General features: G+C 64.2%; 27 protein-coding genes and 1 pseudogene. 18 read left to right on the plus strand and 10 right to left on the minus strand.

What is annotated here, in order from left to right; all coding sequences use genetic code 11:
- Window positions 1-65: 65 nt before the first annotated feature.
- On the minus strand, window positions 66-1,367 hold the full coding sequence (dadA, locus tag F6X61_RS11365; protein WP_125466048.1) for a D-amino acid dehydrogenase: 1,302 nt from the start codon (window positions 1,365-1,367) through the stop codon (window positions 66-68).
- Window positions 1,368-1,522: 155 nt separating this feature from the next.
- Here dadA and dadR point away from each other — a divergent pair, with 155 nt between their 5' ends.
- A complete protein-coding gene (gene dadR, locus F6X61_RS11370; protein WP_003258963.1) occupies window positions 1,523-2,011 on the plus strand; it encodes a transcriptional regulator DadR in 489 nt (162 codons plus the stop codon).
- A 4-nt stretch (window positions 2,012-2,015) separates the two neighbouring features.
- Here the strand turns inward: dadR and F6X61_RS11375 are convergent, their stop codons facing one another.
- Complete coding sequence (locus F6X61_RS11375) at window positions 2,016-2,369, minus strand: YkgJ family cysteine cluster protein (protein WP_153786726.1); 354 nt, start codon at window positions 2,367-2,369, stop codon at window positions 2,016-2,018.
- Between the two features lie 153 nt (window positions 2,370-2,522).
- On the opposite strand from F6X61_RS11375, the gene F6X61_RS11380 reads away from it, so the two are divergent.
- Window positions 2,523-3,815 (plus strand): FAD-binding oxidoreductase, encoded by a 1,293-nt coding sequence (locus tag F6X61_RS11380; RefSeq protein ID WP_153786727.1) that lies wholly within the window; start codon window positions 2,523-2,525, stop codon window positions 3,813-3,815.
- Window positions 3,816-3,885: 70 nt separating this feature from the next.
- Here F6X61_RS11380 and F6X61_RS11385 read toward each other — a convergent pair whose 3' ends face one another.
- Window positions 3,886-4,116: a DUF1127 domain-containing protein gene (locus F6X61_RS11385; protein WP_153786728.1), complete on the minus strand. Its 231-nt coding sequence runs from the start codon at window positions 4,114-4,116 to the stop codon at window positions 3,886-3,888.
- Window positions 4,117-4,294: 178 nt separating this feature from the next.
- Between F6X61_RS11385 and F6X61_RS11390 the strand changes: the two genes are divergently transcribed.
- Both F6X61_RS11390 and F6X61_RS11395 read left to right on the plus strand, forming a co-directional pair.
- On the plus strand, window positions 4,295-5,725 hold the full coding sequence (locus F6X61_RS11390; protein ID WP_178125805.1) for a PLP-dependent aminotransferase family protein: 1,431 nt from the start codon (window positions 4,295-4,297) through the stop codon (window positions 5,723-5,725).
- A gap of 60 nt (window positions 5,726-5,785) precedes the next feature.
- Entirely contained in the window at window positions 5,786-7,342 is a 1,557-nt protein-coding gene (locus tag F6X61_RS11395; RefSeq protein ID WP_153786730.1) for a phospholipase D family protein, read from the plus strand.
- Between the two features lie 79 nt (window positions 7,343-7,421).
- Here F6X61_RS11395 and F6X61_RS11400 read toward each other — a convergent pair whose 3' ends face one another.
- Together F6X61_RS11400 and F6X61_RS11405 are read right to left on the minus strand one after the other, a co-directional pair.
- A complete protein-coding gene (locus F6X61_RS11400; protein WP_153786731.1) occupies window positions 7,422-8,561 on the minus strand; it encodes an MFS transporter in 1,140 nt (379 codons plus the stop codon).
- A 118-nt stretch (window positions 8,562-8,679) separates the two neighbouring features.
- Window positions 8,680-10,173 carry an aldehyde dehydrogenase gene (locus F6X61_RS11405; protein ID WP_153786732.1) on the minus strand — a complete coding sequence of 498 codons (1,494 nt, stop codon included), beginning with the start codon at window positions 10,171-10,173 and terminating at the stop codon, window positions 8,680-8,682.
- Window positions 10,174-10,368: 195 nt separating this feature from the next.
- On the opposite strand from F6X61_RS11405, the gene F6X61_RS11410 reads away from it, so the two are divergent.
- Together F6X61_RS11410 and F6X61_RS11415 are read left to right on the plus strand one after the other, a co-directional pair.
- The gene (locus F6X61_RS11410) at window positions 10,369-10,728 is read left to right on the plus strand and encodes a cupin domain-containing protein (protein WP_153786733.1); all 360 of its coding nucleotides are present in this window, start codon (window positions 10,369-10,371) and stop codon (window positions 10,726-10,728) included.
- Between the two features lie 100 nt (window positions 10,729-10,828).
- Complete coding sequence (locus tag F6X61_RS11415; protein WP_153786734.1) at window positions 10,829-11,029, plus strand: hypothetical protein; 201 nt, start codon at window positions 10,829-10,831, stop codon at window positions 11,027-11,029.
- 137 nt (window positions 11,030-11,166) lie between these two features.
- Here the strand turns inward: F6X61_RS11415 and rpmG are convergent, their stop codons facing one another.
- On the minus strand, window positions 11,167-11,322 hold the full coding sequence (rpmG, locus tag F6X61_RS11420) for a 50S ribosomal protein L33 (RefSeq protein WP_003253507.1): 156 nt from the start codon (window positions 11,320-11,322) through the stop codon (window positions 11,167-11,169).
- A gap of 11 nt (window positions 11,323-11,333) precedes the next feature.
- Window positions 11,334-11,570, minus strand: a complete 237-nt coding sequence (gene rpmB / locus F6X61_RS11425) for a 50S ribosomal protein L28 (RefSeq protein WP_003253504.1) — start codon at window positions 11,568-11,570, stop codon at window positions 11,334-11,336.
- Between the two features lie 362 nt (window positions 11,571-11,932).
- Between rpmB and F6X61_RS11430 the strand changes: the two genes are divergently transcribed.
- Window positions 11,933-13,522: an ABC transporter substrate-binding protein gene (locus F6X61_RS11430; protein ID WP_153786735.1), complete on the plus strand. Its 1,590-nt coding sequence runs from the start codon at window positions 11,933-11,935 to the stop codon at window positions 13,520-13,522.
- Between the two features lie 65 nt (window positions 13,523-13,587).
- Here the strand turns inward: F6X61_RS11430 and radC are convergent, their stop codons facing one another.
- Complete coding sequence (gene radC / locus F6X61_RS11435) at window positions 13,588-14,268, minus strand: DNA repair protein RadC (protein WP_153786736.1); 681 nt, start codon at window positions 14,266-14,268, stop codon at window positions 13,588-13,590.
- Window positions 14,269-14,395: 127 nt separating this feature from the next.
- Between radC and coaBC the strand changes: the two genes are divergently transcribed.
- From coaBC to F6X61_RS11475, 8 genes and pseudogenes are all read left to right on the plus strand, one after another.
- The gene (coaBC, locus tag F6X61_RS11440) at window positions 14,396-15,607 is read left to right on the plus strand and encodes a bifunctional phosphopantothenoylcysteine decarboxylase/phosphopantothenate--cysteine ligase CoaBC (protein ID WP_110992005.1); all 1,212 of its coding nucleotides are present in this window, start codon (window positions 14,396-14,398) and stop codon (window positions 15,605-15,607) included.
- A 5-nt stretch (window positions 15,608-15,612) separates the two neighbouring features.
- Window positions 15,613-16,068 (plus strand): dUTP diphosphatase, encoded by a 456-nt coding sequence (gene dut, locus F6X61_RS11445; protein ID WP_102684802.1) that lies wholly within the window; start codon window positions 15,613-15,615, stop codon window positions 16,066-16,068.
- Between the two features lie 134 nt (window positions 16,069-16,202).
- Window positions 16,203-17,576 (plus strand): annotated as a pseudogene (locus F6X61_RS11450) (phosphomannomutase/phosphoglucomutase); the annotation flags it as partial.
- Window positions 17,577-17,606: 30 nt separating this feature from the next.
- Window positions 17,607-18,512 (plus strand): acetylglutamate kinase, encoded by a 906-nt coding sequence (argB, locus tag F6X61_RS11455; protein ID WP_110992003.1) that lies wholly within the window; start codon window positions 17,607-17,609, stop codon window positions 18,510-18,512.
- A 253-nt stretch (window positions 18,513-18,765) separates the two neighbouring features.
- Complete coding sequence (locus tag F6X61_RS11460; protein ID WP_110992002.1) at window positions 18,766-19,446, plus strand: CsgG/HfaB family protein; 681 nt, start codon at window positions 18,766-18,768, stop codon at window positions 19,444-19,446.
- Window positions 19,447-19,475: 29 nt separating this feature from the next.
- The gene (locus F6X61_RS11465) at window positions 19,476-19,844 is read left to right on the plus strand and encodes a DUF4810 domain-containing protein (protein ID WP_153786738.1); all 369 of its coding nucleotides are present in this window, start codon (window positions 19,476-19,478) and stop codon (window positions 19,842-19,844) included.
- Window positions 19,845-19,852: 8 nt separating this feature from the next.
- Window positions 19,853-20,500: a DUF799 domain-containing protein gene (locus F6X61_RS11470; protein ID WP_256671352.1), complete on the plus strand. Its 648-nt coding sequence runs from the start codon at window positions 19,853-19,855 to the stop codon at window positions 20,498-20,500.
- 151 nt (window positions 20,501-20,651) lie between these two features.
- Window positions 20,652-20,861: a hypothetical protein gene (locus F6X61_RS11475; RefSeq protein WP_153786739.1), complete on the plus strand. Its 210-nt coding sequence runs from the start codon at window positions 20,652-20,654 to the stop codon at window positions 20,859-20,861.
- A gap of 55 nt (window positions 20,862-20,916) precedes the next feature.
- On the opposite strand, the gene pyrE is transcribed toward F6X61_RS11475, so the two are convergent.
- Window positions 20,917-21,558 carry an orotate phosphoribosyltransferase gene (pyrE, locus tag F6X61_RS11480; RefSeq protein ID WP_110991999.1) on the minus strand — a complete coding sequence of 214 codons (642 nt, stop codon included), beginning with the start codon at window positions 21,556-21,558 and terminating at the stop codon, window positions 20,917-20,919.
- Between the two features lie 80 nt (window positions 21,559-21,638).
- Here pyrE and F6X61_RS11485 point away from each other — a divergent pair, with 80 nt between their 5' ends.
- Window positions 21,639-22,418 carry an exodeoxyribonuclease III gene (locus F6X61_RS11485; protein WP_110991998.1) on the plus strand — a complete coding sequence of 260 codons (780 nt, stop codon included), beginning with the start codon at window positions 21,639-21,641 and terminating at the stop codon, window positions 22,416-22,418.
- Window positions 22,419-22,478: 60 nt separating this feature from the next.
- Here F6X61_RS11485 and rph read toward each other — a convergent pair whose 3' ends face one another.
- The gene (gene rph / locus F6X61_RS11490) at window positions 22,479-23,201 is read right to left on the minus strand and encodes a ribonuclease PH (RefSeq protein ID WP_110991997.1); all 723 of its coding nucleotides are present in this window, start codon (window positions 23,199-23,201) and stop codon (window positions 22,479-22,481) included.
- Between the two features lie 227 nt (window positions 23,202-23,428).
- Between rph and F6X61_RS11495 the strand changes: the two genes are divergently transcribed.
- Window positions 23,429-24,292 carry a YicC/YloC family endoribonuclease gene (locus tag F6X61_RS11495; RefSeq protein ID WP_153786740.1) on the plus strand — a complete coding sequence of 288 codons (864 nt, stop codon included), beginning with the start codon at window positions 23,429-23,431 and terminating at the stop codon, window positions 24,290-24,292.
- A gap of 14 nt (window positions 24,293-24,306) precedes the next feature.
- Entirely contained in the window at window positions 24,307-24,927 is a 621-nt protein-coding gene (gene gmk / locus F6X61_RS11500) for a guanylate kinase (RefSeq protein WP_153786741.1), read from the plus strand.
- Window positions 24,928-24,968 lie beyond the last annotated feature (41 nt).

The raw sequence follows: 24,968 nt of genomic DNA on the forward strand, positions 1-24,968 counted from the left end.
CCACGAATACTGTCGAGGTCCGTGGGAGCGGGCTTGCCCCGCGATGAGCCCAGCAGCATCAATGCTTACTGGTGCGCCGGCGCCGGCTGGCCTTGGCTGGCAGCTTCGCGGCTGTTGCCGTAGCGCGAGATGTCCAGGCCTTCGGCACTGATCTGCGGCTTCTTGCGGGCAATCAGGTCGGCCAGCAGGCGGCCGGAACCGCACGCCATGGTCCAGCCCAGGGTGCCGTGACCGGTGTTGAGGAACAGGTTACGGAACTTGGTCGCACCGACGATCGGCGTGCCGTCCGGGGTGGCCGGGCGCAGGCCGGTCCAGAAGCTCGCCTGGCTCAGGTCGCCGCCGCGAGGATAAAGGTCGTTGACGATCATCTCCAGCGTTTCGCGTCGACGCGGGTTCAGCGACAGGTCAAAACCGGCGATTTCAGCCATGCCGCCAACACGGATACGGTTGTCGAAACGGGTGATGGCGACCTTGTAGGTTTCGTCGAGGATGGTCGAGGTCGGCGCCATGTCGCCATCGGTGATCGGCACGGTCAGCGAGTAGCCTTTGAGCGGGTAAACCGGGGCCTTGATGCCCAGCGGCTTGAGCAGTTGCGGCGAGTAGCTGCCCAGGGCCAGCACGTAGCGGTCGGCGGTTTCCAGCTTGCCGTCAATCCATACGCCGTTGATGCGGTCACCGGCGAAGTCCAGGCGCTGGATGTCCTGGCCGAAGCGGAACTCGACGCCCAGCTTGACGGCCATGTCGGCCAGCTTGGTGGTGAACAGTTGGCAGTCGCCGGTCTGATCGTTGGGCAGGCGCAGGGCGCCGGCGAGGATATCCTTCACGCCGGCCAGGGCCGGCTCGACGCGGGCGATGCCGTCGCGATCAAGCAGCTCGTAAGGCACGCCGGACTGCTCCAGCACAGCGATGTCCTTGGCCGCGGCATCCACCTGGGCCTGGGTGCGGAACAGCTGGGTGGTGCCCAGGCTGCGGTTCTCGTAAGCGATGCCGGTTTCGGCACGCAGCTCGTCGAGGCAGTCGCGGCTGTACTCGGACAGGCGCACCATGCGCTCCTTGTTCACCGCGTAGCGGCTGGCGGTGCAGTTACGCAGCATCTGCGCCATCCACAGGTACTGGTCGACGTCGCCGGTGAGCTTGATGGCCAGTGGGGCGTGGCGCTCCAGCAGCCACTTGATGGCCTTGAGCGGCACGCCTGGCGCGGCCCACGGCGAGGCATAGCCGGGCGAGATCTGGCCTGCGTTGGCGAAGCTGGTTTCCATGGCCACCGCCGGCTGGCGATCGACCACCGTCACTTCGAAACCTTGCCGGGCCAGATAGTAGGCACTGGCGGTTCCGATCACACCGCTACCTAGTACCAGTACTCGCATTGTTCATCCCTCGCACGCGGCTCGCCGCAGTCTTTTGTTGATATGGCATGGATGCGCGCATTGTATGAAGGACAGGCCAGTGCAATTCACTATATAAACGCCTATATTTGGCGAGAATTCTTGGCGAAATCGCCTTTGACGGAGGTGCATCCCCTATGAGAACCCAGCACCAGAGCAAGCGTGAACTGGACAAGATCGACCGCAACATCCTGCGGATCCTGCAGAATGACGGCCGCATCTCGTTCACCGAACTGGGCGAGAAAGTCGGGCTGTCGACCACCCCCTGCACCGAGCGCGTTCGCCGCCTGGAGCGCGAGGGGATCATCATGGGCTACAACGCCCGGCTCAATCCGCAGCACCTGAAGGGCAGCCTGCTGGTATTCGTCGAGATCAGCCTGGACTACAAGTCCGGCGACACCTTCGAGGAGTTCCGCCGTGCCGTACTCAAGCTGCCGCACGTGCTGGAATGCCACCTGGTGTCGGGCGATTTCGACTACCTGGTGAAAGCGCGTATCTCGGAGATGGCCTCGTACCGCAAGCTGCTCGGCGACATCCTGCTCAAGCTGCCGCACGTGCGCGAGTCGAAGAGCTACATCGTGATGGAAGAAGTGAAAGAGAGCCTGTGCCTGCCGATCCCGGACTGAGGCGTCAGACCAGCACCTGGCGGGTGCTGGCGATATAGGTGTGGACCAGCTGTTCGGCAGCCGGGTCGATCGGCTGCTCAGGCCCGCGTCCACGCGGGCAGGCCATGCGCGGGGTGGTGCCGAACAGGCGGCAGATCATTGGTCGCTCTTCATACACCGTGCAGCCGTTCGGGCCCAGGTGTACGCAGTTCAGGTGTTCCAGGGCCACTTCCTGTTCGGCCTGGGTCTTGCGCGGCAGACGGGCCATTTCTTCGGCCGAGGTGGTGACCGGGCCGCAGCAGTCGTGGCAGCCGGGTACGCATTCGAAAGAAGGGATGAGTTCGCGCAGGAAGTGGATCTTGTGGCGGTTGCAGGACATGGCCAAGGACAGAGCGAGGAATGAGGTTGAATTATAAGCCCAATCGCGGGGCAAGCCCGCTCCCACGCCGCTGTTTAGACGTGGGAGCGGGCTTGCCCCGCGAGAGGCCAGTTGCCTATCCTCCCCCTTTCGTCTCAACCCAGGAATCGACCCATGGTCCACAGCGCGCAGCACGCCGCCTCCTACTACGCCGCCAGCAGCGCGCCACACCCGGACCACGCGTTCCTGCAGGGCGAGCACAGCGCCGACGTATGCATCGTTGGCGGTGGCTACTCGGGCCTGAACACCGCCATCGAACTGGCCGAGCGCGGCCTGTCGGTGATCCTCCTGGAAGCCCGCAAGCTGGGCTGGGGCGCCAGCGGGCGCAACGGTGGGCAACTGATTCGCGGGGTCGGCCATGGCCTGGAGCAGTTCCTCCCGGTGATCGGCGAGGACGGCGTGCGCAGCATGCGCTTGATGGGCCTGGAGGCCGTGGAGATCGTCCGCGACCGCGTCGAGCGCCATGGCATCGACTGCGACCTGACCTGGGGCTACTGCGACCTGGCCAACAAACCCGCCGAGCTTGCAGGCTTTGCCGAGGACGCCGAAGAACTGCGCAGCCTGGGCTATCGCCACGAACTGCGCCTGGTGCAGCCCGGCGACATGCATTCGGTGGTGGGCTCGGACCGTTATGTCGGCGGCCTGATCGATATGGGCTCGGGGCACCTGCACCCGCTCAACCTGGCGCTCGGTGAAGCAGCTGCCGCCAGCCGCCTGGGCGTGCAGTTGTTCGAGCAATCGGAAGTCACCCGCATCGAGTACGGCCCTGAAGTGAAAGTGCACACCGCCCAGGGCCGGGTCCGCGCCAAGACCCTGGTGCTGTGCTGCAACGCCTACCACAACGACCTCAACCGCGAGCTGGGCGGCAAGGTACTGCCGGCCGGCAGCTACATCATCGCCACCGAGCCGCTGGGCGAAGAGCGCGCCCGCCAGCTGCTGCCACAGAACATGGCGGTGTGCGACCAGCGCGTGGCCCTGGACTACTACCGGTTGTCCGCCGACCATCGCCTGCTGTTCGGCGGTGCCTGCCACTACTCCGGGCGCGACCCGCAGGACATCGCCGCCTACATGCGGCCGAAGATGCTCAAGGTGTTCCCGCAACTGGCCGACGTGCGCATCGACTACCAGTGGGGCGGGATGATCGGCATCGGCGCCAACCGCCTGCCGCAGATCGGCCGCCTGGCCGGGCAGCCGAATGTCTACTACGCCCAGGCCTACTCCGGCCATGGGGTGAACGCCACCCACCTGGCCGGGCGCCTGCTCGGCGAAGCCATCAGCGGCCAGCAAAGCGGGCGTTTCGACCTGTTCGCCAAGGTGCCGCACCCAACCTTCCCCGGCGGCAAGCTGATGCGCTCGCCGCTGTTGGCGTTGGGGATGCTTTGGTACCGGCTCAAAGAGTTGGTGTGATCGGGTGCGGGGTCCTATCGCCGGCAAGCCGGCGATAGGGCCAATCCTGACAACCCAATCCCTTGATCCCTCAATCCTTCCAGAACGGCTTGCGCGCCTCCCGGCACGCCTGCTCCCAGGTCAGCCCGATATCGCGCAGCTGGTAATCCTCCAGCTGCAGCAAGGCCCTGCGGGTGCGCCAGCGATGCAGCATGAGCCCCCAGCGCCCCAGCCCCGCCGGAGCGCTGTAGACCTTGGGCCGCTGCCCCGCCTCCAGTTCCGTGGCCAACAGTTGCAACCGTACATCGCTCATGCCACCCATCACCGCACCCTCCAGATCACGTCATAGCGTGCAGAAAGCATGCGCGTGCGGGCCACGGGCAATACAGATCCAACACAGATTTATTATTCCCATACAGAATTGGCGTCACGCCGGCTGAATGGAGTATTTTCCTGCAATCTGTATCGGTCCAGCCCCACAAAATGCTCAGGAGTATGCCGTGACGCTCTACCTCAACCTGGCCGAACTGCTCGGGTCGCGCATCGAGCAGGGCCTGTACCGGCCGGGCCAACGCCTGCCCTCGGTCCGCGCCCTGAGCACCGAGCACGGGGTCAGCCTGAGTACCGTGCAACAGGCCTATCGCCTGCTGGAGGACAACGGCCTGGTGTCGCCACGGCCCAAGTCCGGCTACTTCGTCGCCGAGGACCGCAACCTCCCTGCCCTGCCCGACATCAGCCGCCCGGCGCAACGGCCTGTGGATATCTCCCAGTGGGAACAGGTGCTGGAACTGATACGCGCCACCCCACGCCCGGACGTGATCCAGCTGGGCCGCGGCATGCCGGATGTCGACAGCCCCACGCTCAAGCCGCTGCTGCGCAGCCTGGCGCAGCTCAGCCGGCGCCAGGACATGCCCGGCCTGTACTACGACAACATCCACGGCAATGCCCAGCTGCGTGAGCAGATCGCCCGGCTGATGCTCGATTCCGGCTGCCGCCTGGGCCCGGCCGACCTGGTGGTGACCACCGGCTGCCACGAGGCGCTGTCGTGCAGCATCCGCGCGGTGTGCCAACCCGGGGACATCGTCGCGGTCGACTCGCCGAGCTTCCACGGCGCCATGCAGACCCTCAAGGGCCTGGGCATGAAGGCGCTGGAGATCCCCACCGACCCGCTCACCGGCATCAGCCTCGAAGCACTGGAGCTGGCCCTGGAGCAGTGGCCGATCAAGCTCATCCAGATCACCCCCAACTGCAACAACCCGCTGGGCTACATCATGCCCGAGGCGCGCAAGAAGGCCTTGCTCACCCTGGCCCAGCGCTACGACGTGGCGATCCTCGAAGACGATGTGTATGGCGACCTGGCCTACACCTATCCGCGCCCGGCCACCATCAAGTCGTTCGACGACGATGGCCGGGTGCTGCTGTGCAGTTCGTTCTCCAAGACCCTGGCACCGGGCCTGCGCATCGGCTGGGTGGCGCCGGGTCGCTACCTGGAGCGGGTGCTGCACATGAAATACATCAGCACCGGCAGCACCGCCTGCCAGCCGCAACTGGCGATTGCCGACTTCATCGCCGAGGGCCACTACCAGCCCCACCTGCGGCGCATGCGCAGCCAGTACCAGCGCGGCCGCGACCAGATGTGCGACTGGGTGACCCGTTATTTCCCGCCGGGCACCCGCGCCAGCCGGCCCCAGGGCGGCTTCATGCTGTGGGTGGAGTTGCCGGAAAGTTTCGATACGTTGCGCCTGAACCGGGCTTTACTGGAGCAGGGCGTGCAGATCGCCGTGGGCAGCATCTTCTCGGCCTCGGGCAAGTACCGCAATTGCCTGCGCATGAACTTCGCCGCGCGGCCGACGCCGCAGATCGAGGCCGCGGTGCGCAAGGTGGGGGAAACCGCCCATCGTCTACTGGCGGCCGAACACGCTGCCGGGTAACGTTGCGCCGCCCGCCACGGTCCAACCCCATAAGCCCCTGTCGCACAGGACGATTCACCCTTGAGACGCCAGCCAGCCCTGCCCCTGCTGCTGGTGCTGCTGCTCGGCCTTTCAGGCTGCGCCAGCACCGGTACACCCCGTGATGTCAGCCAGGCGCTGCCGGCCAGTGAATCGGCGTTCGGCCGCTCGGTGCAGCGCCAGGCCGCGCCCTACGAGGGGCGCTCGGGTTTTCGCCTGCTGCCCAACAGCAATGAGGCCTTCCGCGCCCGCGCCGAGCTGATCCGCAGCGCCCAGGCCAGCATCGACCTGCAGTACTACATCGTCCACGACGGCCTCAGCACCCGCGCCCTGGTGCACGAACTGCTGCGCGCCGCCGACCGCGGCGTGCGCGTGCGCATCCTGCTCGACGACACCACCAGCGACGGCCTCGACACCCTGATGGGCACCCTGGCCGCCCACCCGAACATCCAGATTCGTGTGTTCAACCCGCTGCACCTAGGCCGCAGCACCGGCGTGACCCGCGCCGTGGGCCGACTGTTCAACCTGTCGCGCCAGCACCGACGCATGCACAACAAGTTGTTCCTGGTGGACAACAGCATGGCCATCGTCGGCGGGCGCAACCTGGGCGACGAATACTTCGACGCCGAGCCCAACCTCAACTTCACCGACATCGACCTGCTGGGCGTAGGCCCGGTGGCCGAGCAACTCGGGCACGGCTTCGACCAGTACTGGAACAGCGCGCTGAGCCGGCCGATCGGCGATTACCTGTGGTGGCAGCCCGACGCCGAAGACCTGCGCGCCAGCCGCCAGCGCCTGGAAGTGTCCCTGGCCGAGGCACGTATCAAACGCAAAGCCCTTTACGACCGGCTGATGGCCTACCAGACACAGCCACGTCTGGACGTATGGCGCAACGAACTGATCTGGGCGCACAGCCAGGCGCTGTGGGACGCGCCGAGCAAAGTGCTGGCCGACGACGAACCCGACCCGCAATTGCTGATGAGCCAGCAACTGGCGCCGGACCTGAACAGCGTGCGGCACGAGCTGATCCTGGTGTCAGCCTACTTCGTGCCGGGTGAGCCGGGCTTGCTGTACCTGACCAGCCGTGCGGACGCCGGTACCTCGGTCAAGCTGTTGACCAATTCGCTGGAAGCCACCGACGTACCGGCGGTACATGGCGGTTACGCGCCCTACCGCCGCGCCCTGCTCGAACATGGCGTGCAGTTGTACGAACTGCGCCGCCAGCCCGGCGACCGCAGTACCCGGCGCGGCCTGAGCCTGCACGGCAGCTCCGATTCAAGCCTGCACAGCAAGGCGATGGTGTTCGACAGGCGCAAGACGTTCATCGGCTCGTTCAACTTCGACCCGCGTTCTGTGCTGTGGAACACCGAGGTCGGCGTGCTGGTGGACAGCCCGGAGTTGGCCGAATACACCCGCGACCTGGCGGTACAGGGCATGGCGCCGGCGTTGAGCTACCAACCAAAGCTGGTGGGCGGGAAGCTGGTGTGGGTCACCGAGGACAATGGCCAGCGGCATATGCTGCTGACCGAGCCGGGGGGATTCTGGCGGCGGTTCAATGCCTGGATCAGCAAGGCGGTGGGGCTGGAGAAGATGTTGTAGGGCCTATCGCGGGGCAAGCCCGCTCCCACGCTGCAATAGGAACTGCGTGGGAGCGGGCTTGCCCCGCGATAGCGATCGCTCAGGCGGCGACCGGGTCAAAGGCCCCTTTGCGCCGGGTCAGCACCACCAACCCCGCTGCCCCCGCCGCCATCAGCAGCAGCAACGCATGCCCACTGACCCACTGGCTACCCGCCCCGGCCAGCAGTGGCCCGATCAGGCAACCGATACCCCACAGCTGCGCCACGTGGGCATTGGCCCGCACCAGCTCATCATCGCGATAGCGCTCGCCGATCAACACCAGCGACAGGGTGAACAACCCTCCCGCACTGGCCCCGAACAGCACCCACAACGGCCAGATCAGCGGCGTGTGCAGCAGCAGCGGAATGGCCAGGCTCGAGACCAGCAGGGTCAGCGCGCAGCCACTGAACAACGTGCGCCGCGACATGCGATCAGCCAGCGCACCGATCGGCAGCTGCAACACCGCATCGCCCACCACCACAGTACTGACCATGAACAGCGCCACTTCCGTGGTAAAGCCCTGCTGCAGGCAATACACCGGCAGCAGGGTGAGGATCATCGCCTCGAACGCGGCGAACAGCGCGATGGCCCAGGCAATGACCGGCAGCCGTCGACAGAAGGCGAACAGGTCGAGGAAGGTAACGCTGCACGCCTCGGTGCTGGGCGCGCCGCTACGGCCGAGCAGGATCAGCGGGGCAACCAGCAGCAGCCCGGTGGCCGCCCAGAAACCGAAGTCATCGTTGGAGCCGAGAAAACCCAGCACCATCGGCCCAGCCAGCTGGCTCAGGGCGTAGCTGCTGCCATACAGCGCCACCAGCCGCCCGCGCCATTGTTCGACCACCAGCTGGTTGATCCAGCTTTCGCCGAGGATGAACACCACGGTCAGCGACATGCCGATCAGCAGGCGCAGCGCCAGCCACAGCGGGTAGCTGGGCAGCAACGCCACTAGGCCGATAGACAGCGCCCCGCCCCACAGGCACAGACGCATGGCGGTCGGTACCCCGACCCAACCGGCCAGGCGGCTGGCCACGGCGGCGCCGACCAGCACGCCCAGCGCCGGCATCGCCGCCATCACGCCGATGGCGAACCCGCCGTAACCCCAGCCCTCCAGGCGCAGGGACACCAGCGGCATGCTCACGCCGAGCGCGAGCCCGACACTGAGCACCGACGCCAGCACGGCAAAATAGGTTCCCCAACGCATGGTGGCCTCCTGGGCAGACAAATCAGGCAAAAAGCATCGCGGGGCAAGCCCGCTCCCACGCCTCCAAAGCGACTGGCGGCGTGGGAGCGGGCTTGCCCCGCGAAAAGGCGTTACCGGATTACAGCTTGATCCAGGTCGCCTTCAGCTCGGTGTACTTCTCCAGCGCGTGCAGCGACTTGTCGCGGCCGTTGCCCGACTGCTTGAAGCCACCGAACGGCGCGGTCATGTCGCCGCCGTCGTACTGGTTGACCCAGACGCTGCCGGCACGCACGGCGCGGGCGGCCTTGTGGGCCTTGGAGATGTCCGAGGTCCAGATGCCGGCCGCCAGGCCGTACGGGGTGTCGTTGGCGATGGCGATGGCTTCTTCGGCGGTGTCGAAGGTGATCACCGACAGCACCGGGCCGAAGATTTCTTCCTGGGCAATCTTCATGGCGTTGGTCACACCGTCGAAGATGGTCGGCTCGACGTAGGTGCCGCCGGTCTCTTCCAGGATGCGCTTGCCGCCAGCCAGCAGCTTGGCGCCGCCTTGGTGACCGGCGTCGATGTACGACAGCACGGTGTTCATCTGCTGGGTATCGACCAGCGCACCGACGGTGGTTGCCGGGTCCAGCGGGTTGCCCGGTTTCCAGGCCTTGAGGGCCTCGACCACCATGGGCAGGAATTTATCCTTGATCGAACGCTCCACCAGCAGGCGCGAACCGGCGGTGCAGACTTCACCCTGGTTGAAGGCGATGGCGCTGGCAGCAGCTTCGGCGGCGGCCTGCAGGTCCGGCGCGTCGGCAAAGACGATGTTCGGGCTCTTGCCGCCGGCTTCCAGCCAGACGCGCTTCATGTTCGACTCGCCAGCGTAGATCATCAGCTGCTTGGCGATCTTGGTCGAACCGGTGAACACCAGGGTGTCGACGTCCATGTGCAGGGCCAGGGCCTTGCCCACGGTGTGGCCATAGCCTGGCAGCACGTTGAGCACGCCGGCCGGGATACCGGCTTCGATCGCCAGCTGGGCGATGCGGATGGCGGTCAGCGGCGATTTTTCCGACGGCTTGAGGACGATGGAGTTACCGGTGGCCAGGGCCGGGCCGAGTTTCCAGCAGGCCATCAGCAGCGGGAAGTTCCACGGTACGATGGCACCGACCACGCCCACCGGCTCACGGGTAACCAGGCCGAGCTGGTCGTGCGGGGTTGGCGCGACTTCGTCGTAGACTTTGTCGATGGCTTCGGCGTTCCAGTGCAGGGCACTGGCCGCGCCCGGCACGTCGATGCTGGAGGAGTCGCCGATCGGCTTGCCCATGTCGAGGGTTTCGAGCAGGGCCAGTTCTTCTACGTTCTTGCGCAGCAGGTCGGCGAAGCGGATCAGCTTGGCCTTGCGCTTGGCCGGAGCCAGGCGCGACCAGACGCCGGATTCGAACACGGCGCGGGCATTTTCGACAGCGCGGTTGGCATCGGCCAGGTCGCAGCTGGCAACCTTGGCCAGGAAGCGTCCGTCCACCGGGCTCAGGCAGTCGAAGGTTTCACCGGATGCGGCATCGGTGTATTCGCCGTTGATGAAGGCGCGGCCTTCGATCTTCAGTTGCTGGGCACGCTGTTCCCAGTCCGCACGAGTCAGGGTGGTCATAGGAAACTCCTCTCTTGTTAAGGTGCAACGCCGCACTGAGGACTCACGGGCGCTGTCAGAAATTCTGGCCGGGTGACGAGGCACACGGGCACCTGCCACCCTAAACCAGGGCGGGGAAACTATCAATATATTTGACACGAACGGCTCAAATGCCTACTGATGTTCATTTTATTAAACAACAACAGGGTAACCACCATGAGTATCGCCAGCATCGTCGATTTCGCCCAGGTTCTGACCGAGGCCGAACGCTACCGCCCGGCGGCGGAGAAAATCCTCAAGGGCGAGCCTGACCAGGCTGTCTACAACCACTATGCCAGCCCATGCGGGCAGTTCGCCGCAGGCGTCTGGGAAGGTGAAGTGGGCCAGTGGACGGTGAACTACACCGAACACGAGTACTGCGAGATCGTGCAAGGTGTGTCGGTGCTGCGCGACCAGGACGGCGGCGCCAAGACCCTGCGCACCGGTGATCGCTTCGTGATCCCGGCGGGCTTCAAGGGCACCTGGGAAGTGCTGGAGCCGTGCCGCAAGATCTATGTGATGTTCGAGGCCAAGTGAATATTGGCTGAAGGCCTCTAACTATGTACCGCGCAAGGGGTCAGCGCAGGCCGGATCATGGCCATGTCCACCGTCGGACATATCCTCAAGGAGATTCACCATGACCACCGATATCCTCGGCCCGGCCCGCCATGTCATCCGCACGCGCTACGTGGAAAGCGTCAAGCCTTACATCCTCGAGTTGACCAGCCTGACCATCGCCGCTGGACCGAAAGACTTGATCACCCGTGACCTGCGCGGTGACCGGCTCATCATCAGCGTCGATGCCGATGGTTTCATCAGCGGCCTGAAAATCGCCTGAACCCCAGACTCGATGCGACAAAGAAAAAGGCGCCCTGGGCGCCTTTTTCTTTGTCGCCTGCAGACGGCAGCGTTTCATGGCAGGCATAAAAAAACCCGCCACCTTACGGTTGCGGGTTTTTTCAGGTTGCCGATCAATTACTTGATCTTGGCTTCCTTGTACACCACGTGCTTGCGGACGACCGGATCGTATTTCTTGATCTCGATCTTGTCCGGAGTGGTGCGCTTGTTCTTGTCGGTGGTGTAGAAGTGGCCGGTACCGGCACTCGAAACCAGACGGATCAATTCACGCATGATGTTCTCCCTTAAACCTTGGCGCCAGCTTTGCGGATGTCGACCAGAACGGCATCGATGCCGCGCTTGTCGATGATACGCATGCCTTTGGCGGAAACGCGCAGACGCACGAAACGCTTCTCGGATTCAACCCAGAAACGGTGGTGCTGCAGGTTTGGCAGGAAACGACGACGGGTTTTGTTGTTTGCGTGGGAAATGTTATTCCCGGTTACTGGACCCTTACCAGTAACTTGACAGACTCTCGACATGCCTCAGCCCTCTAAAACCACATGCCCAACCCGGCATGGGTTGGCCGCTTAATCTCTCAGTCATTGGCGCCAGGCGCCGTGTTTCCGAGGGTCTTATCGACCGGAAGCGCTTACGCGACAGGCCGAGCCCCTAGAAAAGAGCGCTGCTTTATACCAGAAAGACTCAGCCGCAACAACAGAAGATGTGTCTTCAGGTCGGGCCGAGTGCGCCCGGGCAGCATAACGACTGGGGCGACAGGGTGTCGACCGCCCGTCGCCGAATTAATGCGAAAGGGTGTGGTCATTTGCTTGTGCCCACACTAGGGTAGGACTTTTCCAGACTGCACCGGCAGATGGTGCCACAAACCCGCCAAGGAGCCACCATGCGTGCCGCCGCCCTTTCCCTGTTGTTCACCACGCTGTGTGCCGCCGGCCTTGCCCAGGCCGCGCCGCTGTCGGTGTGCACCGAAGCCAGCCCGGAAGGCTTCGACGTGGTCCAGTACAACTCGCTGACCACCACCAATGCCTCGGCCGATGTGCTGATGAACCGCCTGGTCGAATTCGACGCCGGGCTTGGCAAGGTCGTGCCCAGCCTGGCCGAGAGCTGGACGGTGTCGCCGGACGGTCTGATCTACGACTTCACCCTGCGCCAGGGCGTCAAGTTCCACACCACGGCCTACTTCAAGCCCAGCCGCGAGCTGGACGCCGAAGACGTGCTGTTCAGCTTCCAACGCATGCTCTACCCCGCCCACCCATGGCACAAGACCGCCGCGGGCGGCTACCCGCATGCCCAGTCGCTGCAGCTGGGCAGCCTGATCAAGTCGATCGAGGCCCCGCAGCCCAATACCGTGCGCTTCACCCTCTCGCACCCGGATGCCACCTTCCTGGCCACCCTGAGCATGGGCTTCGCCTCGATCTACTCGGCTGAATACGCCGACAAACTGCTCAAGGCCGAAACCCCGGACAAGCTCAACAGCCAGCCTGTGGGTACCGGGCCGTTCATCTTCCAGCGCTTCCAGAAGGACGCCGTGGTGCGCTACCGCGCCAACCCCGACTACTTCGCCGGCAAGCCGTCGGTCGACCCGCTGATCTTCGCCATCACCACCGACGCCAACGTGCGCCTGCAGAAGCTCAAGCGCGGTGAATGCCAGGTGGCCCTGTCGCCCAAGCCGCTGGACATCGCCGAGGCCGGCAAGGACGGCAACCTCGAGGTGGCGACCACCCCGGCGTTCATGACCGCGTTCGTCGCCATCAACAGCCAGCACCCGCCGCTGGACAAACCCGAGGTGCGCCAGGCGATCAACCTGGCCTTCGACAAGCAGGCCTACCTCAAGGCCGTGTTCGAAGACACCGCCACCGCCGCCAACGGACCTTACCCGCCGAACACCTGGAGCTACGCCAAGGACCTGCCGGGTTACGCCATGGACCAGAAGAAGGCCAAGGCGCTGCTGGCCAAGGCCGGCCTGGCCGATGGTTTTGCAACCACGATCTGGACCCGCCCGTCGGGCAGCCTGCTCAACCCCAACCCCAGCCTGGGCGCGCAGATGCTTCAGGCAGACCTGGCCAAGGTCGGCATCAAGGCCGAGATTCGCACCATCGAGTGGGGCGAGTTGATCCGCCGCGCCAAGGCGGGCGAGCACGACCTGCTGTTCATGGGCTGGGCGGGTGACAACGGCGACCCGGACAACTTCCTCAGCCCGCAATTCTCGTGCGCGGCGGTCAAGTCCGGGACAAACTTCGCGCGGTTCTGCGACAGCCGCCTGGACCAGCTGATCAACGCCGGGCGCACCACCAACGACCAGAGCGTGCGCAGCCGCCTGTACCAGCAGGCCCAGGCATTGATCCAGCAGCAGGCGCTGTGGCTGCCGCTGGCGCATCCGACGGCGGCGACCTTGCTGCACAAGGGCGTCGAGGGGTATCAGGTGAGCCCGTTTGGGCGGTTGGATTTCAGCAAGGTCGCCGTAAACCGTTGAGGCCTCATCGCGGGGCAAGCCCGCTCCCACGACAGTATCGTGGGAGCGGGCTTGCCCCGCGATGATTAGCCTGCCAGCCACCCATGCTCGGCCATGGACAGCGGCTCGCCATCACCGACGATGACATGGTCCATCACCCGTACATCGATCAGCGCCAGCGAGCGCTTGAGCATCTGCGTCAGGTGCACGTCGTCCTGGCTGGGCTGGCAATGGCCTGACGGGTGGTTATGGCACAGGATCAGCGCCGCCGCGTTGTGCAGCAAGGCCCGGCGTACCACCTCCCGCGGGTAGATGCTCGCCCGGTCGATCGTGCCGCGAAACAGGATCTCGAACGCCAACGGCCGGTGCTTGGTATCCAGGAACAGGCAACCGAATACCTCGCTGGCCTCATGGCGCAGCATCGACTTCAGGTAGCGCCGCACCGATGTCGGCGACTCCAGCGCCGATGCTCGCTCGATGCCCTCATCCAGATACCGCCTGCCGATCTCCAGCAACGCCTGCAACTGAGCGTATTTCACCGGCCCCAGGCCCGGCTCGCGCAGCACCCGGACGCGATCGGCCTCGAGGAACGGCCTGAGCCCGCCAAACTTCGCCAGCAGCCCACGCGCCAAGTCCAGCACGTTACGCCCAGCAACTCCCGACCCCAGCAACACTGCCACCAGCTCGGCGTCCGACAGCATCGCCGCGCCGCGCTGCAACAACTTCTCCCTCGGCCGCTCCTCGGCCGGCCACTCCCTGATGTTCATCCTCCCTCCTCGCCTGCCACTACGGCCCGTTTGGGCGCTGTGTTAATCTAGTTCGCTTCGAAAATGCGACGATCTGCCGCAGGCAGTCACCGTCGCCGCCCGCTTTCACTGGAATAAGGCAAGGCCTATGCAGCGGTTGTATCGCAAGCGCATCGTTCTCGGCGTGGGTGGCGGCATCGCCGCCTACAAGAGCGCCGAGCTGATTCGCCGACTCCTGGAACACGGCGCGCAGGTGCGCGTGGTCATGACCCGTGGTGGTGCCGAATTCATCACCCCGCTCACCCTGCAGGCGCTGTCCGGCCACCCGGTGCACATGGACTTGCTCGACCCCGCCGCCGAAGCGGCCATGGGCCATATCGAACTGGCCAAATGGGCCGACCTGGTGCTGATCGCCCCGGCCACCGCCGACCTGATGGCGCGCATGGCCCAGGGCATGGCCGACGACCTCCTGACCACCCTGGTACTGGCCACCGATGCCACCGTCGCCGTGGCGCCGGCGATGAACCAGGCCATGTGGCGCGACCCGGCAACCCAGGACAACCTCGAGCTGCTCAAGCGCCGTGGCATCCAGGTGTTCGGCCCGGCCTCCGGCAGCCAGGCCTGTGGCGATGTAGGCCTTGGCCGCATGCTCGAGGCCACCGACCTGGCCTGGTGCGCCGCCGAGAGCTTCAAGCGCCAGGCACTGACCGGCAAGCACGTGCTGATTACCGCCGGCCCGACCCAAGAAAACATCGACCCGGTGCGCTACATCACCAACCATAGTTCAGGGAAAATGGGCTTTGCCCTGGCCGAGGCGGCCGCCGAAGCCGGGGCCCGGGTGACCCTGGTGACAGGCCCGGTACACCTGCCGACCCCCGACCGGGTCAGCCGCATCGACGTGGTCAGCGCCCGGGACATGCTCGCGGCCTGTGAAGCCGCCATGCCCTGCGACCTGTTCATCGCTTCGGCCGCAGTCGCGGACTACCGCCCGGAAGTCGTCGCCGCACAGAAGCTCAAGAAAGATCCCACCACCGGCGACGGCATGCTGCTGCAGATGGTGCGCAATCCCGATATCCTTGCGACCATTGCCGGCCGCGCCGATCGCCCGTTCAGTGTGGGCTTCGCCGCCGAGACCGAGCACCTGCTCGACTACGCAACGCGCAAGCTCAAGGACAAGAACCTCGACCTGATCGTCGCCAATGATGTGGCCAACCCCAGCATCGGCTTCAACAGCGAGGAAAACGCCCTGACCGTGATCGACCGGCAGCAGCATCAAACCCTCTTCGCGCAGACCAGCAAAGGCAAGATCGCCCGCCAGCTGGTTGCCTTCATCGCCGAACGGCTCAACCAGGTTCAGTAAGTTACATGCACGCTCTTCAAGCCAAGATCCTCGACCCACGCCTGGGCACCGAATTCCCCCTGCCGCAGTACGCCACCCCCGGCTCCGCCGGCCTGGACCTGCGCGCCCTGCTCAAGGAGGACACCGTCCTCGAGCCAGGCCAGACCCTGCTGATCCCCACCGGCCTGTCGGTGTACATCGGCGACCCGGGCCTGGCGGCGATGATCCTGCCGCGCTCGGGCCTGGGCCACAAGCACGGCATCGTGCTGGGCAACCTGGTCGGTCTGATCGACTCGGACTACCAGGGCGAGTTGATGGTCAGCTGCTGGAACCGCGGCAGCACGCCGTTCACCATCACCGTCGGCGAGCGCATCGCGCAACTGATCCTGGTGCCGGTGGTGCAGGCGCATTTCGACATCGTCGAGCAGTTCGACGAGACCCAGCGCGGCGCTGGCGGCTTCGGTCACTCGGGTACCCGCTGAGGCAACAACAGACCGTTCGGGCCATGGATGGCGAACTCTCTGGCGAAACCGCCGTCCAAGCGTTCAGTTTGCGCCTGCCCAGAAGCCTTTGACTTATGGAGTCCCCAGAGATGAACGACATGGCCCACCTGGTCCCCGCACTGCCGGACAGCATCTTCCGCGCCTATGACATCCGCGGCGTGGTCGGCAAGACCCTGCACGCCGAAACCGCCTACTGGATCGGCCGCGCCATCGGCGCCCAGACCCTCGCCCAGGGCGAACCACAGATCTCGGTCGGCCGTGACGGCCGCCTGTCCGGCCCGATGCTGGTCGAGCAACTGATCAAGGGCCTGGTCGAGGCCGGTTGCCAGGTCAGCGACGTCGGCCTGGTGCCGACCCCGGCGCTGTACTATGCCGCCAACGTGCTGGCCGGCAAGTCGGGCGTGATGCTCACCGGCAGCCACAACCCGTCGGACTACAACGGTTTCAAGATCGTCATCGCCGGCGACACCCTGGCCAACGAACAGATCCAGGCCCTGCTGACTCGCCTTAAGACCAACGACCTGACCCGTGGCGAAGGCCATGTGGAGAAAGTCGAGATCCTCGAGCGCTACTACCAGCAGATCGTCGACGACGTGAAGCTGGCCAGGCGCCTGAAGGTGGTGGTCGACTGCGGCAACGGCGCCGCTGGCGTGATCGCCCCGCAATTGATCGAGGCACTGAACTGCGAGGTGATCCCGCTGTTCTGCGAAGTCGACGGCAACTTCCCCAACCACCACCCGGACCCGGGCAAGCCTGAGAACCTGGAAGACCTGATCGCCAAGGTGAAAGAGACCGGCGCCGATATCGGCCTGGCCTTCGACGGCGACGGCGACCGCGTGGGCGTGGTGACCAACACCGGCAGCATCGTCTACCCCGACCGCCTGCTGATGCTGTTCGCCCAGGACGTGCTGTCGCGCAACCCGGGCGCCGAGATCATCTTCGACGTCAAATGCACCCGCCGTCTGACCCCACTGATCGAACAGCACGGTGGCCGCGCGCTAATGTGGAAGACCGGCCACTCGTTGATCAAGAAGAAGATGAAACAGACCGGCTCCTTGCTGGCCGGCGAGATGAGCGGTCACATCTTCATCAAGGAACGCTGGTACGGTTTCGACGACGGTATCTACAGCGCCGCGCGCCTGCTGGAGATCCTCAGCAAGGCCGGGCAAAGCGCCGAAGAGCTGTTCGCCGCGTTCCCCGATGATATTTCCACGCCGGAAATCAACATTGATGTGACCGACGAGGGTAAATTCAGCATCATTGATGCTCTGCAACGCGACGCCGACTGGGGCGATGCCAACCTGACCACCATCGACGGTGTGCGGGTCGACTACGCCCACGGCTGGGGCCTGGTTCGCGCCTCCAACACCACACCGGTGCTGGTGCTGCGCTTCGAGGCCGAGAGCGCGGCAGAACTCGACCGTATCAAGGCTGTATTCCGCACGCAGTTGCTGCGGGTCCAACCAGACCTGCAACTGCCGTTCTGACGACTATCCGTTCCTTACCTGGAGCCCTGCATGACCCTCGATCGCGATGCCGCTTCCCATGTAGCCGAGGTTTTGTCCGAAGCACTGCCTTACATTCGCCGCTTCGTCGGCAAGACCCTGGTGATCAAGTACGGCGGCAACGCGATGGAAAGCGAGGAGCTCAAGACCGGCTTCGCCCGTGACATCGTGCTGATGAAGGCCGTGGGCATCAACCCGGTGGTCGTGCATGGCGGCGGCCCGCAGATCGGCGACCTGCTCAAGCGCCTGTCGATCGAGAGCCACTTCATCGACGGCATGCGCGTCACCGACTCGGCGACCATGGACGTGGTGGAAATGGTCCTGGGCGGCCAGGTCAACAAGGACATCGTCAACCTGATCAACCGCCACGGCGGCAGCGCCATCGGCCTGACCGGCAAGGATGCCGAGCTGATCCGTGCGCGCAAGCTCACCGTCAGCCGCCAGACCCCGGAGATGACCCAGCCGGAAATCATCGACATCGGCCATGTCGGCGAGGTCGAGAGCGTCAACACCGACCTGCTGAACATGCTGGTCAAAGGCGACTTCATCCCGGTGATCGCGCCGATCGGCGTGGGCAAGAACGGCGAGTCGTACAACATCAACGCCGACCTGGTCGCCGGCAAGGTCGCTGAAGCGCTGAAGGCCGAGAAGCTGATGCTGCTGACCAACATCGCCGGCCTGATGGACAAGCAAGGCCAGGTACTGACCGGCCTGACCACCGAACAGGTCAACGAACTGATCGCCGACGGCACCATCTATGGCGGCATGCTGCCGAAGATCAAGTGCGCGCTGGAGGCGGTGCAGGGCGGCGTGAACAGCTCGCACATCATCGATGGCCGCGTGCCTAACGCAGTGCTGCTGGAGATCTTCACCGACAGCGGCGTGGGCACCTTGATCACCAATCGCAAGCGTCACTGATCCAGCTGTAACTCTATCGCGGGCGGTGTAGTTATCCGAACAGCCCGCTCCCAACCCTCTGCATGAGTGGTTATGGGAGCGACTTGGCCGGATCGCTGCACCGCCCGCGGTGCATTCGATCGGATATTTGCAAAAGATGGCCTTGAGCCATCTTTTTTCATTTTTTGCCATCAATTTACTGGTTAAGCTATCGAACCAACGTGGCAGAATGCAGCCTTGTTGCAAATAGTTTTTATTTACCTGGAGAAATCGCGTGAAATACGCATCACACGGACTCGTGCTGGCAGCCGCCCTGGCTGTCGGGTCCCTCGCCGGCTGTGCCACTGAAACCTCCACCGCTGTTGCCGTGCAACAGGTCGAAAGCGTCAACCGCCCTTACAGCGGCGTGCGCACCCCGATTGCCGTGGGCAAGTTCGACAACCGCTCCAGCTACATGCGCGGCATCTTCTCCGACGGCGTCGACCGCCTGGGTGGCCAGGCCAAGACCATCCTCATCACCCACCTGCAGCAGACCAACCGTTTCAACGTGCTGGACCGCGACAACATGGGCGAGATCCAGCAGGAAGCGGCCATCAAGGGCCAGGCTCAGCGCTTGAAAGGCGCCGACTTCGTGGTCACCGGCGACGTCACCGAATTCGGCCGCAAGGAAGTCGGTGACCACCAGCTGTTCGGCATCCTCGGCCGCGGCAAAACCCAGATCGCCTACGCCAAGGTAGCGCTGAACATCGTCAATATCAGCACCTCGGAAGTGGTCTACTCCAGCCAGGGTGCGGGTGAATACGCTCTCTCCAACCGCGAGATCATCGGCTTCGGCGGCACCGCCAGCTATGACTCGACCCTCAACGGCAAGGTCCTCGACCTGGCCATGCGCGAAGCGGTCAACAAGCTGGTAGGTGCCGTCGAAGGCGGCCAGTGGAAGCCACAAGCCCAGTAATACCTGGATTACGACAAGGAAGACGCTCGATGACCATCCTCCCCCAAGGCCGGCGCACCGTCGCCGCCCTGCTGTTGGGCAGCGCGCTGCTGGCCGGCTGCAACTCGCAAAAACCGCTGTATCAGTGGGAAAGCTATCAGCCCCAGGTGTACAGCTACCTCAAAGGTGACGCCAAGGAAGAGCAGATCACCGCCCTGGAGCGTGATCTGGAGAAGATCAAGGCCAAGAACGGCGCGGTGCCGCCGGGTTATCACGCACAGCTGGGCTTGCTGTACTCCAGCCTCGGCAAGGACGACCAGATGATTCAGCAGTTCCGCACCGAGAAGGCGCTGTTCCCTGAGTCGACGGCCTACATGGACTTCCTGATGAAAAACGCCAGCAAAGGGGCCAAACAGTGATCAAGCGCCTGACCCAACTGATCGTCGGTGCCTGTGTGCTGGCGTTGTTCGCTGGCTGTGCCGAGCGCAAGACCATCGACTATTCGGCTTACAAGCAGAGCCGTCCAAAATCGATCCTGATCCTGCCGCCGCTGAATGAATCGCCCGACGTAAAGGCGACCTACAGCATGCTCTCCCAGGTCACCTACCCACTGGCCGAAGCGGGCTACTACGTGATGCCGGTGGCACTGGTGGACGAAACTTTCCGCCAGAACGGCATGACCACGCCGGCCGACATCCACCAGTTGCGGACCAGCAAGCTGCACGAGATCTTTGGCGCCGACGCGGGCCTGTACGTCACCGTCAGCGACTACGGTACCCGCTACATGATCATCAGCAGCGCGACCATCGTCACCGCCAACGCCAAGCTGGTCGACCTCAAGACCGGCGCCACCCTGTGGACCGGCAGCGCCACCGCGTCGAGCGAGGAAGGCCGACAGAACCAGGGCGGCCTGATCGGCATGCTGGTGGCTGCGGCGATCAACCAGATCATCAGCAGCGTGCAGGATGACGCCGGCTACCCGATTGCCGGCATGACCAGCGCACGCCTGCTGTCGCCTAATCCTAACGGCGGGATCCTGTACGGGCCTCGTTCGCCTAAGTACGGCACGGATTGACACAGTAAAGGCGACCCAGGGGTCGCCTTTTTCATCTCCGCGTAGCGTGCTTTACGGCGGGAAAGGTCCTACTAAAGCGACGGACGCATACTACAACCGCTGTCACCATCGGCTGCTTATCATTGCCGCTTCCCACAAAGGAGATGCAGCTATGACGCAGAAAGCATTGGTCAAATACGGCAGCGATGTATCCGCTGGCACCTACTCGTGCGCAGATTGCGGCCACAAATACTCCAATCAGAGCAAGACCTCGCTTCCACCCTGCCCCCACTTCAAGCCCGCTACCCACCCGCTGCGTGGCTGGACGATCTTGAGCGGCCAGGGCGATGCGATGCAGGACCCTTACCCGAACAGCCGTTGAATGCGCAGAAATGAAAAAGGCGACCTTAGGGTCGCCTTTTCTTTGCACGTTCGCGTCAGATGCCGTACTGGGCGCGATACGCCTCGACCGCCGGCAAATGCTGCTTGAGCTGCGGATCGTCGGCCAGGAACTCCAGTACCTGGGTCAGCGACACGATGCTGACCACCGGAATGCCGAAGTCGCGCTCGACTTCCTGAATCGCCGACAGCTCGCCGTTGCCGCGCTCTTCGCGGTTCAGTGCGATCAGCACGCCAGCGGCCTTGGCCTGCTGGGCGTTGATGATCTGCATCACTTCACGGATGGCGGTGCCGGCAGTGATCACGTCGTCGATGATCAGCACGTCGCCGGCCAGCGGGGCGCCAACCAGGCTGCCGCCTTCGCCGTGGTCCTTGGCTTCCTTGCGGTTGAAGCACCATGGCACGTCGAGCTGATGGTGCTCGGCCAGTTGCACCGCCGTGGCCGCCGCCAGGGGGATGCCCTTGTACGCCGGGCCGAACAGCACGTCGAACGGGATCTTGCTGTCGACGATGGCCGCCGCGTAGCAACGCCCCAGCTGCGCCAGAGCGGAAGCTGTGTTGAACAGGCCGGCATTGAAGAAGTACGGGCTGGTACGCCCCGATTTCAGGGTGAATTCACCGAAGCGCAGAACGCCGCGATCGATGGCAAAACGAATGAAGTCGCGCTGATACGGCTGCATAAAAGGTCCCGGACACCACGGATTTAGCTAAATGTGTTGAGCTCGGGTATCATACACGCACGAGATTTTTGGGGCCATTTATGCGGATCATCAGTGTGAACGTGAATGGCATTCAGGCTGCAGCCGAGCGTGGATTGCTCAGCTGGTTGCAAGCCCAGAATGCCGACGTCATCTGTCTTCAGGATACCCGCGCCTCGGCCTTTGAACTCGACGACCCAGCTTTCCAGCTCGATGGCTATTTCCTTTACGCCTGCGACGCGGAGGTGCCCACCCAAGGTGGCGTGGCACTTTACTCGCGCATGCAGCCCAAGGCAGTCATCACCGGCCTGGGCTTCGAGACAGTTGACCGTTACGGGCGTTACCTGCAGGCAGATTTCGACAAGGTAAGTATTGCCACGCTGCTCCTGCCTTCGGGCATGAACGGCGATGAAGACTTGAACCAGAAGTTCAAGTTGATGGACGACTTTGCCAAGTACCTGGACAAACAGCGTCGCAAGCGTCGCGAATACATCTATTGCGGCTCGTTCTACGTGGCGCAGCAGAAGCTCGACATCAAGAACTGGCGCGACAGCCAGCAGTCGGTCGGCTTCCTGCCGCCAGAGCGCGCCTGGATGGACGCGATCACCGGCGAAATGGGCTACGTCGATGCGCTGCGCGAAGTCAGCCGTGAAGGCGACCAGTACAGCTGGTGGCCGGACAACGAGCAGGCCGAGATGCTCAACCTGGGTTACCGGTTCGATTACCAGATCCTCACCCCAGGCCTGCGCCGCTTCGTGCGCAATGCGCGCCTGCCGCGCCAGCCACGCTTCTCCCGGCACGCGCCGTTGATCGTGGACTACGACTGGACGCTGACCATCTAAGCCACGCCAGACACAAAAAAGCCGACGTTGAAGTCGGCTTTTTTGTGTCTGGCTGAGCGATCAGTCGGCCAGTGCGGCGTTCTGCAGCTCGAAGATCTCGCCCATGCCTTTTTGCGCCAGCGCCAGCATGGCGTTGAAGTCTTCCGGCTGGAACGGCGCGCCTTCAGCGGTGCCCTGCACTTCGATGAAGCCGCCGGCGCTGGTCATGACCACGTTGAGGTCGGTCTCGGCGGCGGAGTCTTCCAGGTAGTCGAGGTCGAGCACCGCTTCGCCCTGGTACATGCCCACCGATACGGCAGCGATCATGTGCTTGAGCGGGTTGCCGCCCTTCAGGCCGCCGCGCTTCTTGATCACGGCCAGGGCATCGCACAGGGCGACCATGGCACCGGTGATCGAAGCGGTACGGGTACCGCCGTCGGCCTGGATCACGTCGCAGTCGACGTACAGGGTGATATCGCCGAGCTTGCTCATGTCCAGCGCAGCGCGCAGGGAGCGGCCGATCAGGCGCTGGATTTCCAGGGTGCGACCACCTTGCTTGCCACGGCTGGCTTCACGTTGGTTACGCTCGCCGGTGGAACGCGGCAGCATGCCGTACTCGGCGGTCAGCCAACCTTGGCCCTGGCCTTTGAGGAAGCGGGGAACACCATTTTCGACGCTGACCGTGCAGATGACCTTGGTGTCACCGAACTCGACCAGTACCGACCCCTCGGCGTGCTTGGTGTAGTTGCGGGTGATGCGGATCGAGCGGAGCTGATCGGCGGCGCGACCACTTGGACGTTTCATCTGGGATACCTGTACCGGGACTTTAAATCTGCCGAGCATTATAGAGCCCGTCGCCCCGCGAAGACATGCCTATCGTCGCACCCGGCGCAGCCTGTCGCCTTTTCCGACCACGGCTGCGGGGCAGCGGTAGCATGGCCGGATTGGGCGCCCGGGCCGCACTGCGCTACAATCCTGCGCCTTGCAGCCGTAAGGCTCCCCCGCTCACCCGATTACGCGAGGTACTCCCCATGGTGCACAGCATGACCGCCTTTGCCCGCGCCGAACGCGCCGGCAGCCAGGGCACCCTGGTCTGGGAGCTGCGCTCGGTCAACCATCGCTATCTCGAACCCCACCTGCGCCTGCCCGAAGCACTGCGCGACCTCGAAGGCGCAGTGCGTGAAGGCCTGCGCCAAGGGCTGTCGCGGGGCAAGGTCGAATGCACCCTGCGCCTGAACGAAGACAGTACCGGCAAGCCGCTGCAGGTTGACCGTGAACGCGCCGCGCAACTGGTCGCCGCCGCCGAGACCGTCGCCAGCCTGATCAAGCAGCCGGCGCCGCTCAACCCGCTGGAAGTCCTGGCCTGGCCAGGCGTGCTGGTGGCCGACGCAAGCGACCCCCAGGCCCTCAACGCCGAAGCCATCGCCCTGTTCGACGAAGCCCTGGCCGAGCTCAAGGCCGGACGCCTGCGTGAAGGTGCCGAACTGGCCCGGCTGATCAACGAACGCCTGGACAGCATGGCCAGCGAAGTGGCCACCCTGCGCACCCAGGTGCCACAGATGCTGGCCGTGCAGCGGCAGAAGATCCTCGACCGTTTCAGCGACATGCAGGCCGAGCTCGACCCGCAGCGCCTCGAGCAGGAGATGGTGCTGCTGGCACAGAAGAGCGACGTCGCCGAAGAGCTCGACCGCCTCAGCACCCACGTCACCGAAGTGCGCCGGGTGCTCAAGTCGGGCGGTGCCGCCGGCCGGCGCCTGGACTTCCTGATGCAGGAGCTCAACCGCGAAGCCAACACCCTGGGCTCCAAGGCCTTTGACCCACGCAGCACGCAGGCGGCGGTCAACCTGAAGGTGTTGATCGAACAGATGCGTGAACAAGTACAGAACATCGAGTAAGGCCACCCCCGACCATGAACCACAGCAGCGGCACCCTCTACATCATTTCGGCACCGTCCGGCGCCGGCAAGACCAGCCTGGTTACCGAGCTGATCAAGCAGGATCCACACGTTCGCGTGTCGGTCTCCCACACCACCCGCGCCATGCGCCCGGGTGAGGCGCACGGGGTGAACTACCACTTCGTCGTCCACGAGGAATTCAAGGCACTGATCGCCCAGGGCGACTTCCTCGAGCATGCCGAGGTGTTTGGCAACTTCTACGGCACGTCGCGCAGCGCCCTGCAGGAAACCCTCGACCAGGGCTTCGACCTGATCCTCGAGATCGACTGGCAAGGTGCCCAGCAGGTACGCAAGCTGATGCCCGAGGCGCGCTCGATCTTCATCCTGCCGCCCAGCCAGCAGGCCCTGCGCCAGCGCCTGGACGGCCGCGGTCAGGACAGCGAAGAAATCATTGCCGGGCGCATGAAGGAAGCGGTCAGCGAGATGGAGCACTACGACGAATACGAGTACGTCATCATCAATGACGACTTCGACGTGGCGCTGGATGACCTGAAAGCGGTGTTCCGCTCGAACCGGCTGTTGCTCCAGAAACAACAACAGCGCCATGAGGCGCTGCTGAAACAACTGGTCGGCTGAAACAACATCGCGGGGCAAGCCCGCTCCTACGAAATGCGTGG

Origin of the sequence: Pseudomonas sp. EMN2, from assembly GCF_009650555.1 — a bacterium.
GTDB classification, from domain to species: domain Bacteria; phylum Pseudomonadota; class Gammaproteobacteria; order Pseudomonadales; family Pseudomonadaceae; genus Aquipseudomonas; species Aquipseudomonas sichuanensis.

Excerpts from the sequence above, each read along its gene's own strand:
- dadA (WP_125466048.1), bottom strand. The coding sequence starts at position 1,367 with ATGCGAGTACTGGTACTAGGTAGCGGTGTGATCGGAACCGCCAGTGCC.
- dadR (WP_003258963.1), top strand. The coding sequence starts at position 1,523 with ATGAGAACCCAGCACCAGAGCAAGCGTGAACTGGACAAGATCGACCGC.
- F6X61_RS11375 (WP_153786726.1), bottom strand. The coding sequence starts at position 2,369 with ATGTCCTGCAACCGCCACAAGATCCACTTCCTGCGCGAACTCATCCCT.
- F6X61_RS11380 (WP_153786727.1), top strand. The coding sequence starts at position 2,523 with ATGGTCCACAGCGCGCAGCACGCCGCCTCCTACTACGCCGCCAGCAGC.
- F6X61_RS11385 (WP_153786728.1), bottom strand. The coding sequence starts at position 4,116 with ATGGGTGGCATGAGCGATGTACGGTTGCAACTGTTGGCCACGGAACTG.
- F6X61_RS11400 (WP_153786731.1), bottom strand. The coding sequence starts at position 8,561 with ATGCGTTGGGGAACCTATTTTGCCGTGCTGGCGTCGGTGCTCAGTGTC.
- F6X61_RS11405 (WP_153786732.1), bottom strand. The coding sequence starts at position 10,173 with ATGACCACCCTGACTCGTGCGGACTGGGAACAGCGTGCCCAGCAACTG.
- F6X61_RS11410 (WP_153786733.1), top strand. The coding sequence starts at position 10,369 with ATGAGTATCGCCAGCATCGTCGATTTCGCCCAGGTTCTGACCGAGGCC.
- F6X61_RS11415 (WP_153786734.1), top strand. The coding sequence starts at position 10,829 with ATGACCACCGATATCCTCGGCCCGGCCCGCCATGTCATCCGCACGCGC.
- rpmG (WP_003253507.1), bottom strand. The coding sequence starts at position 11,322 with ATGCGTGAATTGATCCGTCTGGTTTCGAGTGCCGGTACCGGCCACTTC.
- rpmB (WP_003253504.1), bottom strand. The coding sequence starts at position 11,570 with ATGTCGAGAGTCTGTCAAGTTACTGGTAAGGGTCCAGTAACCGGGAAT.
- F6X61_RS11430 (WP_153786735.1), top strand. The coding sequence starts at position 11,933 with ATGCGTGCCGCCGCCCTTTCCCTGTTGTTCACCACGCTGTGTGCCGCC.
- radC (WP_153786736.1), bottom strand. The coding sequence starts at position 14,268 with ATGAACATCAGGGAGTGGCCGGCCGAGGAGCGGCCGAGGGAGAAGTTG.
- coaBC (WP_110992005.1), top strand. The coding sequence starts at position 14,396 with ATGCAGCGGTTGTATCGCAAGCGCATCGTTCTCGGCGTGGGTGGCGGC.
- dut (WP_102684802.1), top strand. The coding sequence starts at position 15,613 with ATGCACGCTCTTCAAGCCAAGATCCTCGACCCACGCCTGGGCACCGAA.
- argB (WP_110992003.1), top strand. The coding sequence starts at position 17,607 with ATGACCCTCGATCGCGATGCCGCTTCCCATGTAGCCGAGGTTTTGTCC.
- F6X61_RS11465 (WP_153786738.1), top strand. The coding sequence starts at position 19,476 with ATGACCATCCTCCCCCAAGGCCGGCGCACCGTCGCCGCCCTGCTGTTG.
- F6X61_RS11475 (WP_153786739.1), top strand. The coding sequence starts at position 20,652 with ATGACGCAGAAAGCATTGGTCAAATACGGCAGCGATGTATCCGCTGGC.
- pyrE (WP_110991999.1), bottom strand. The coding sequence starts at position 21,558 with ATGCAGCCGTATCAGCGCGACTTCATTCGTTTTGCCATCGATCGCGGC.
- F6X61_RS11485 (WP_110991998.1), top strand. The coding sequence starts at position 21,639 with ATGCGGATCATCAGTGTGAACGTGAATGGCATTCAGGCTGCAGCCGAG.
- rph (WP_110991997.1), bottom strand. The coding sequence starts at position 23,201 with ATGAAACGTCCAAGTGGTCGCGCCGCCGATCAGCTCCGCTCGATCCGC.
- F6X61_RS11495 (WP_153786740.1), top strand. The coding sequence starts at position 23,429 with ATGGTGCACAGCATGACCGCCTTTGCCCGCGCCGAACGCGCCGGCAGC.
- gmk (WP_153786741.1), top strand. The coding sequence starts at position 24,307 with ATGAACCACAGCAGCGGCACCCTCTACATCATTTCGGCACCGTCCGGC.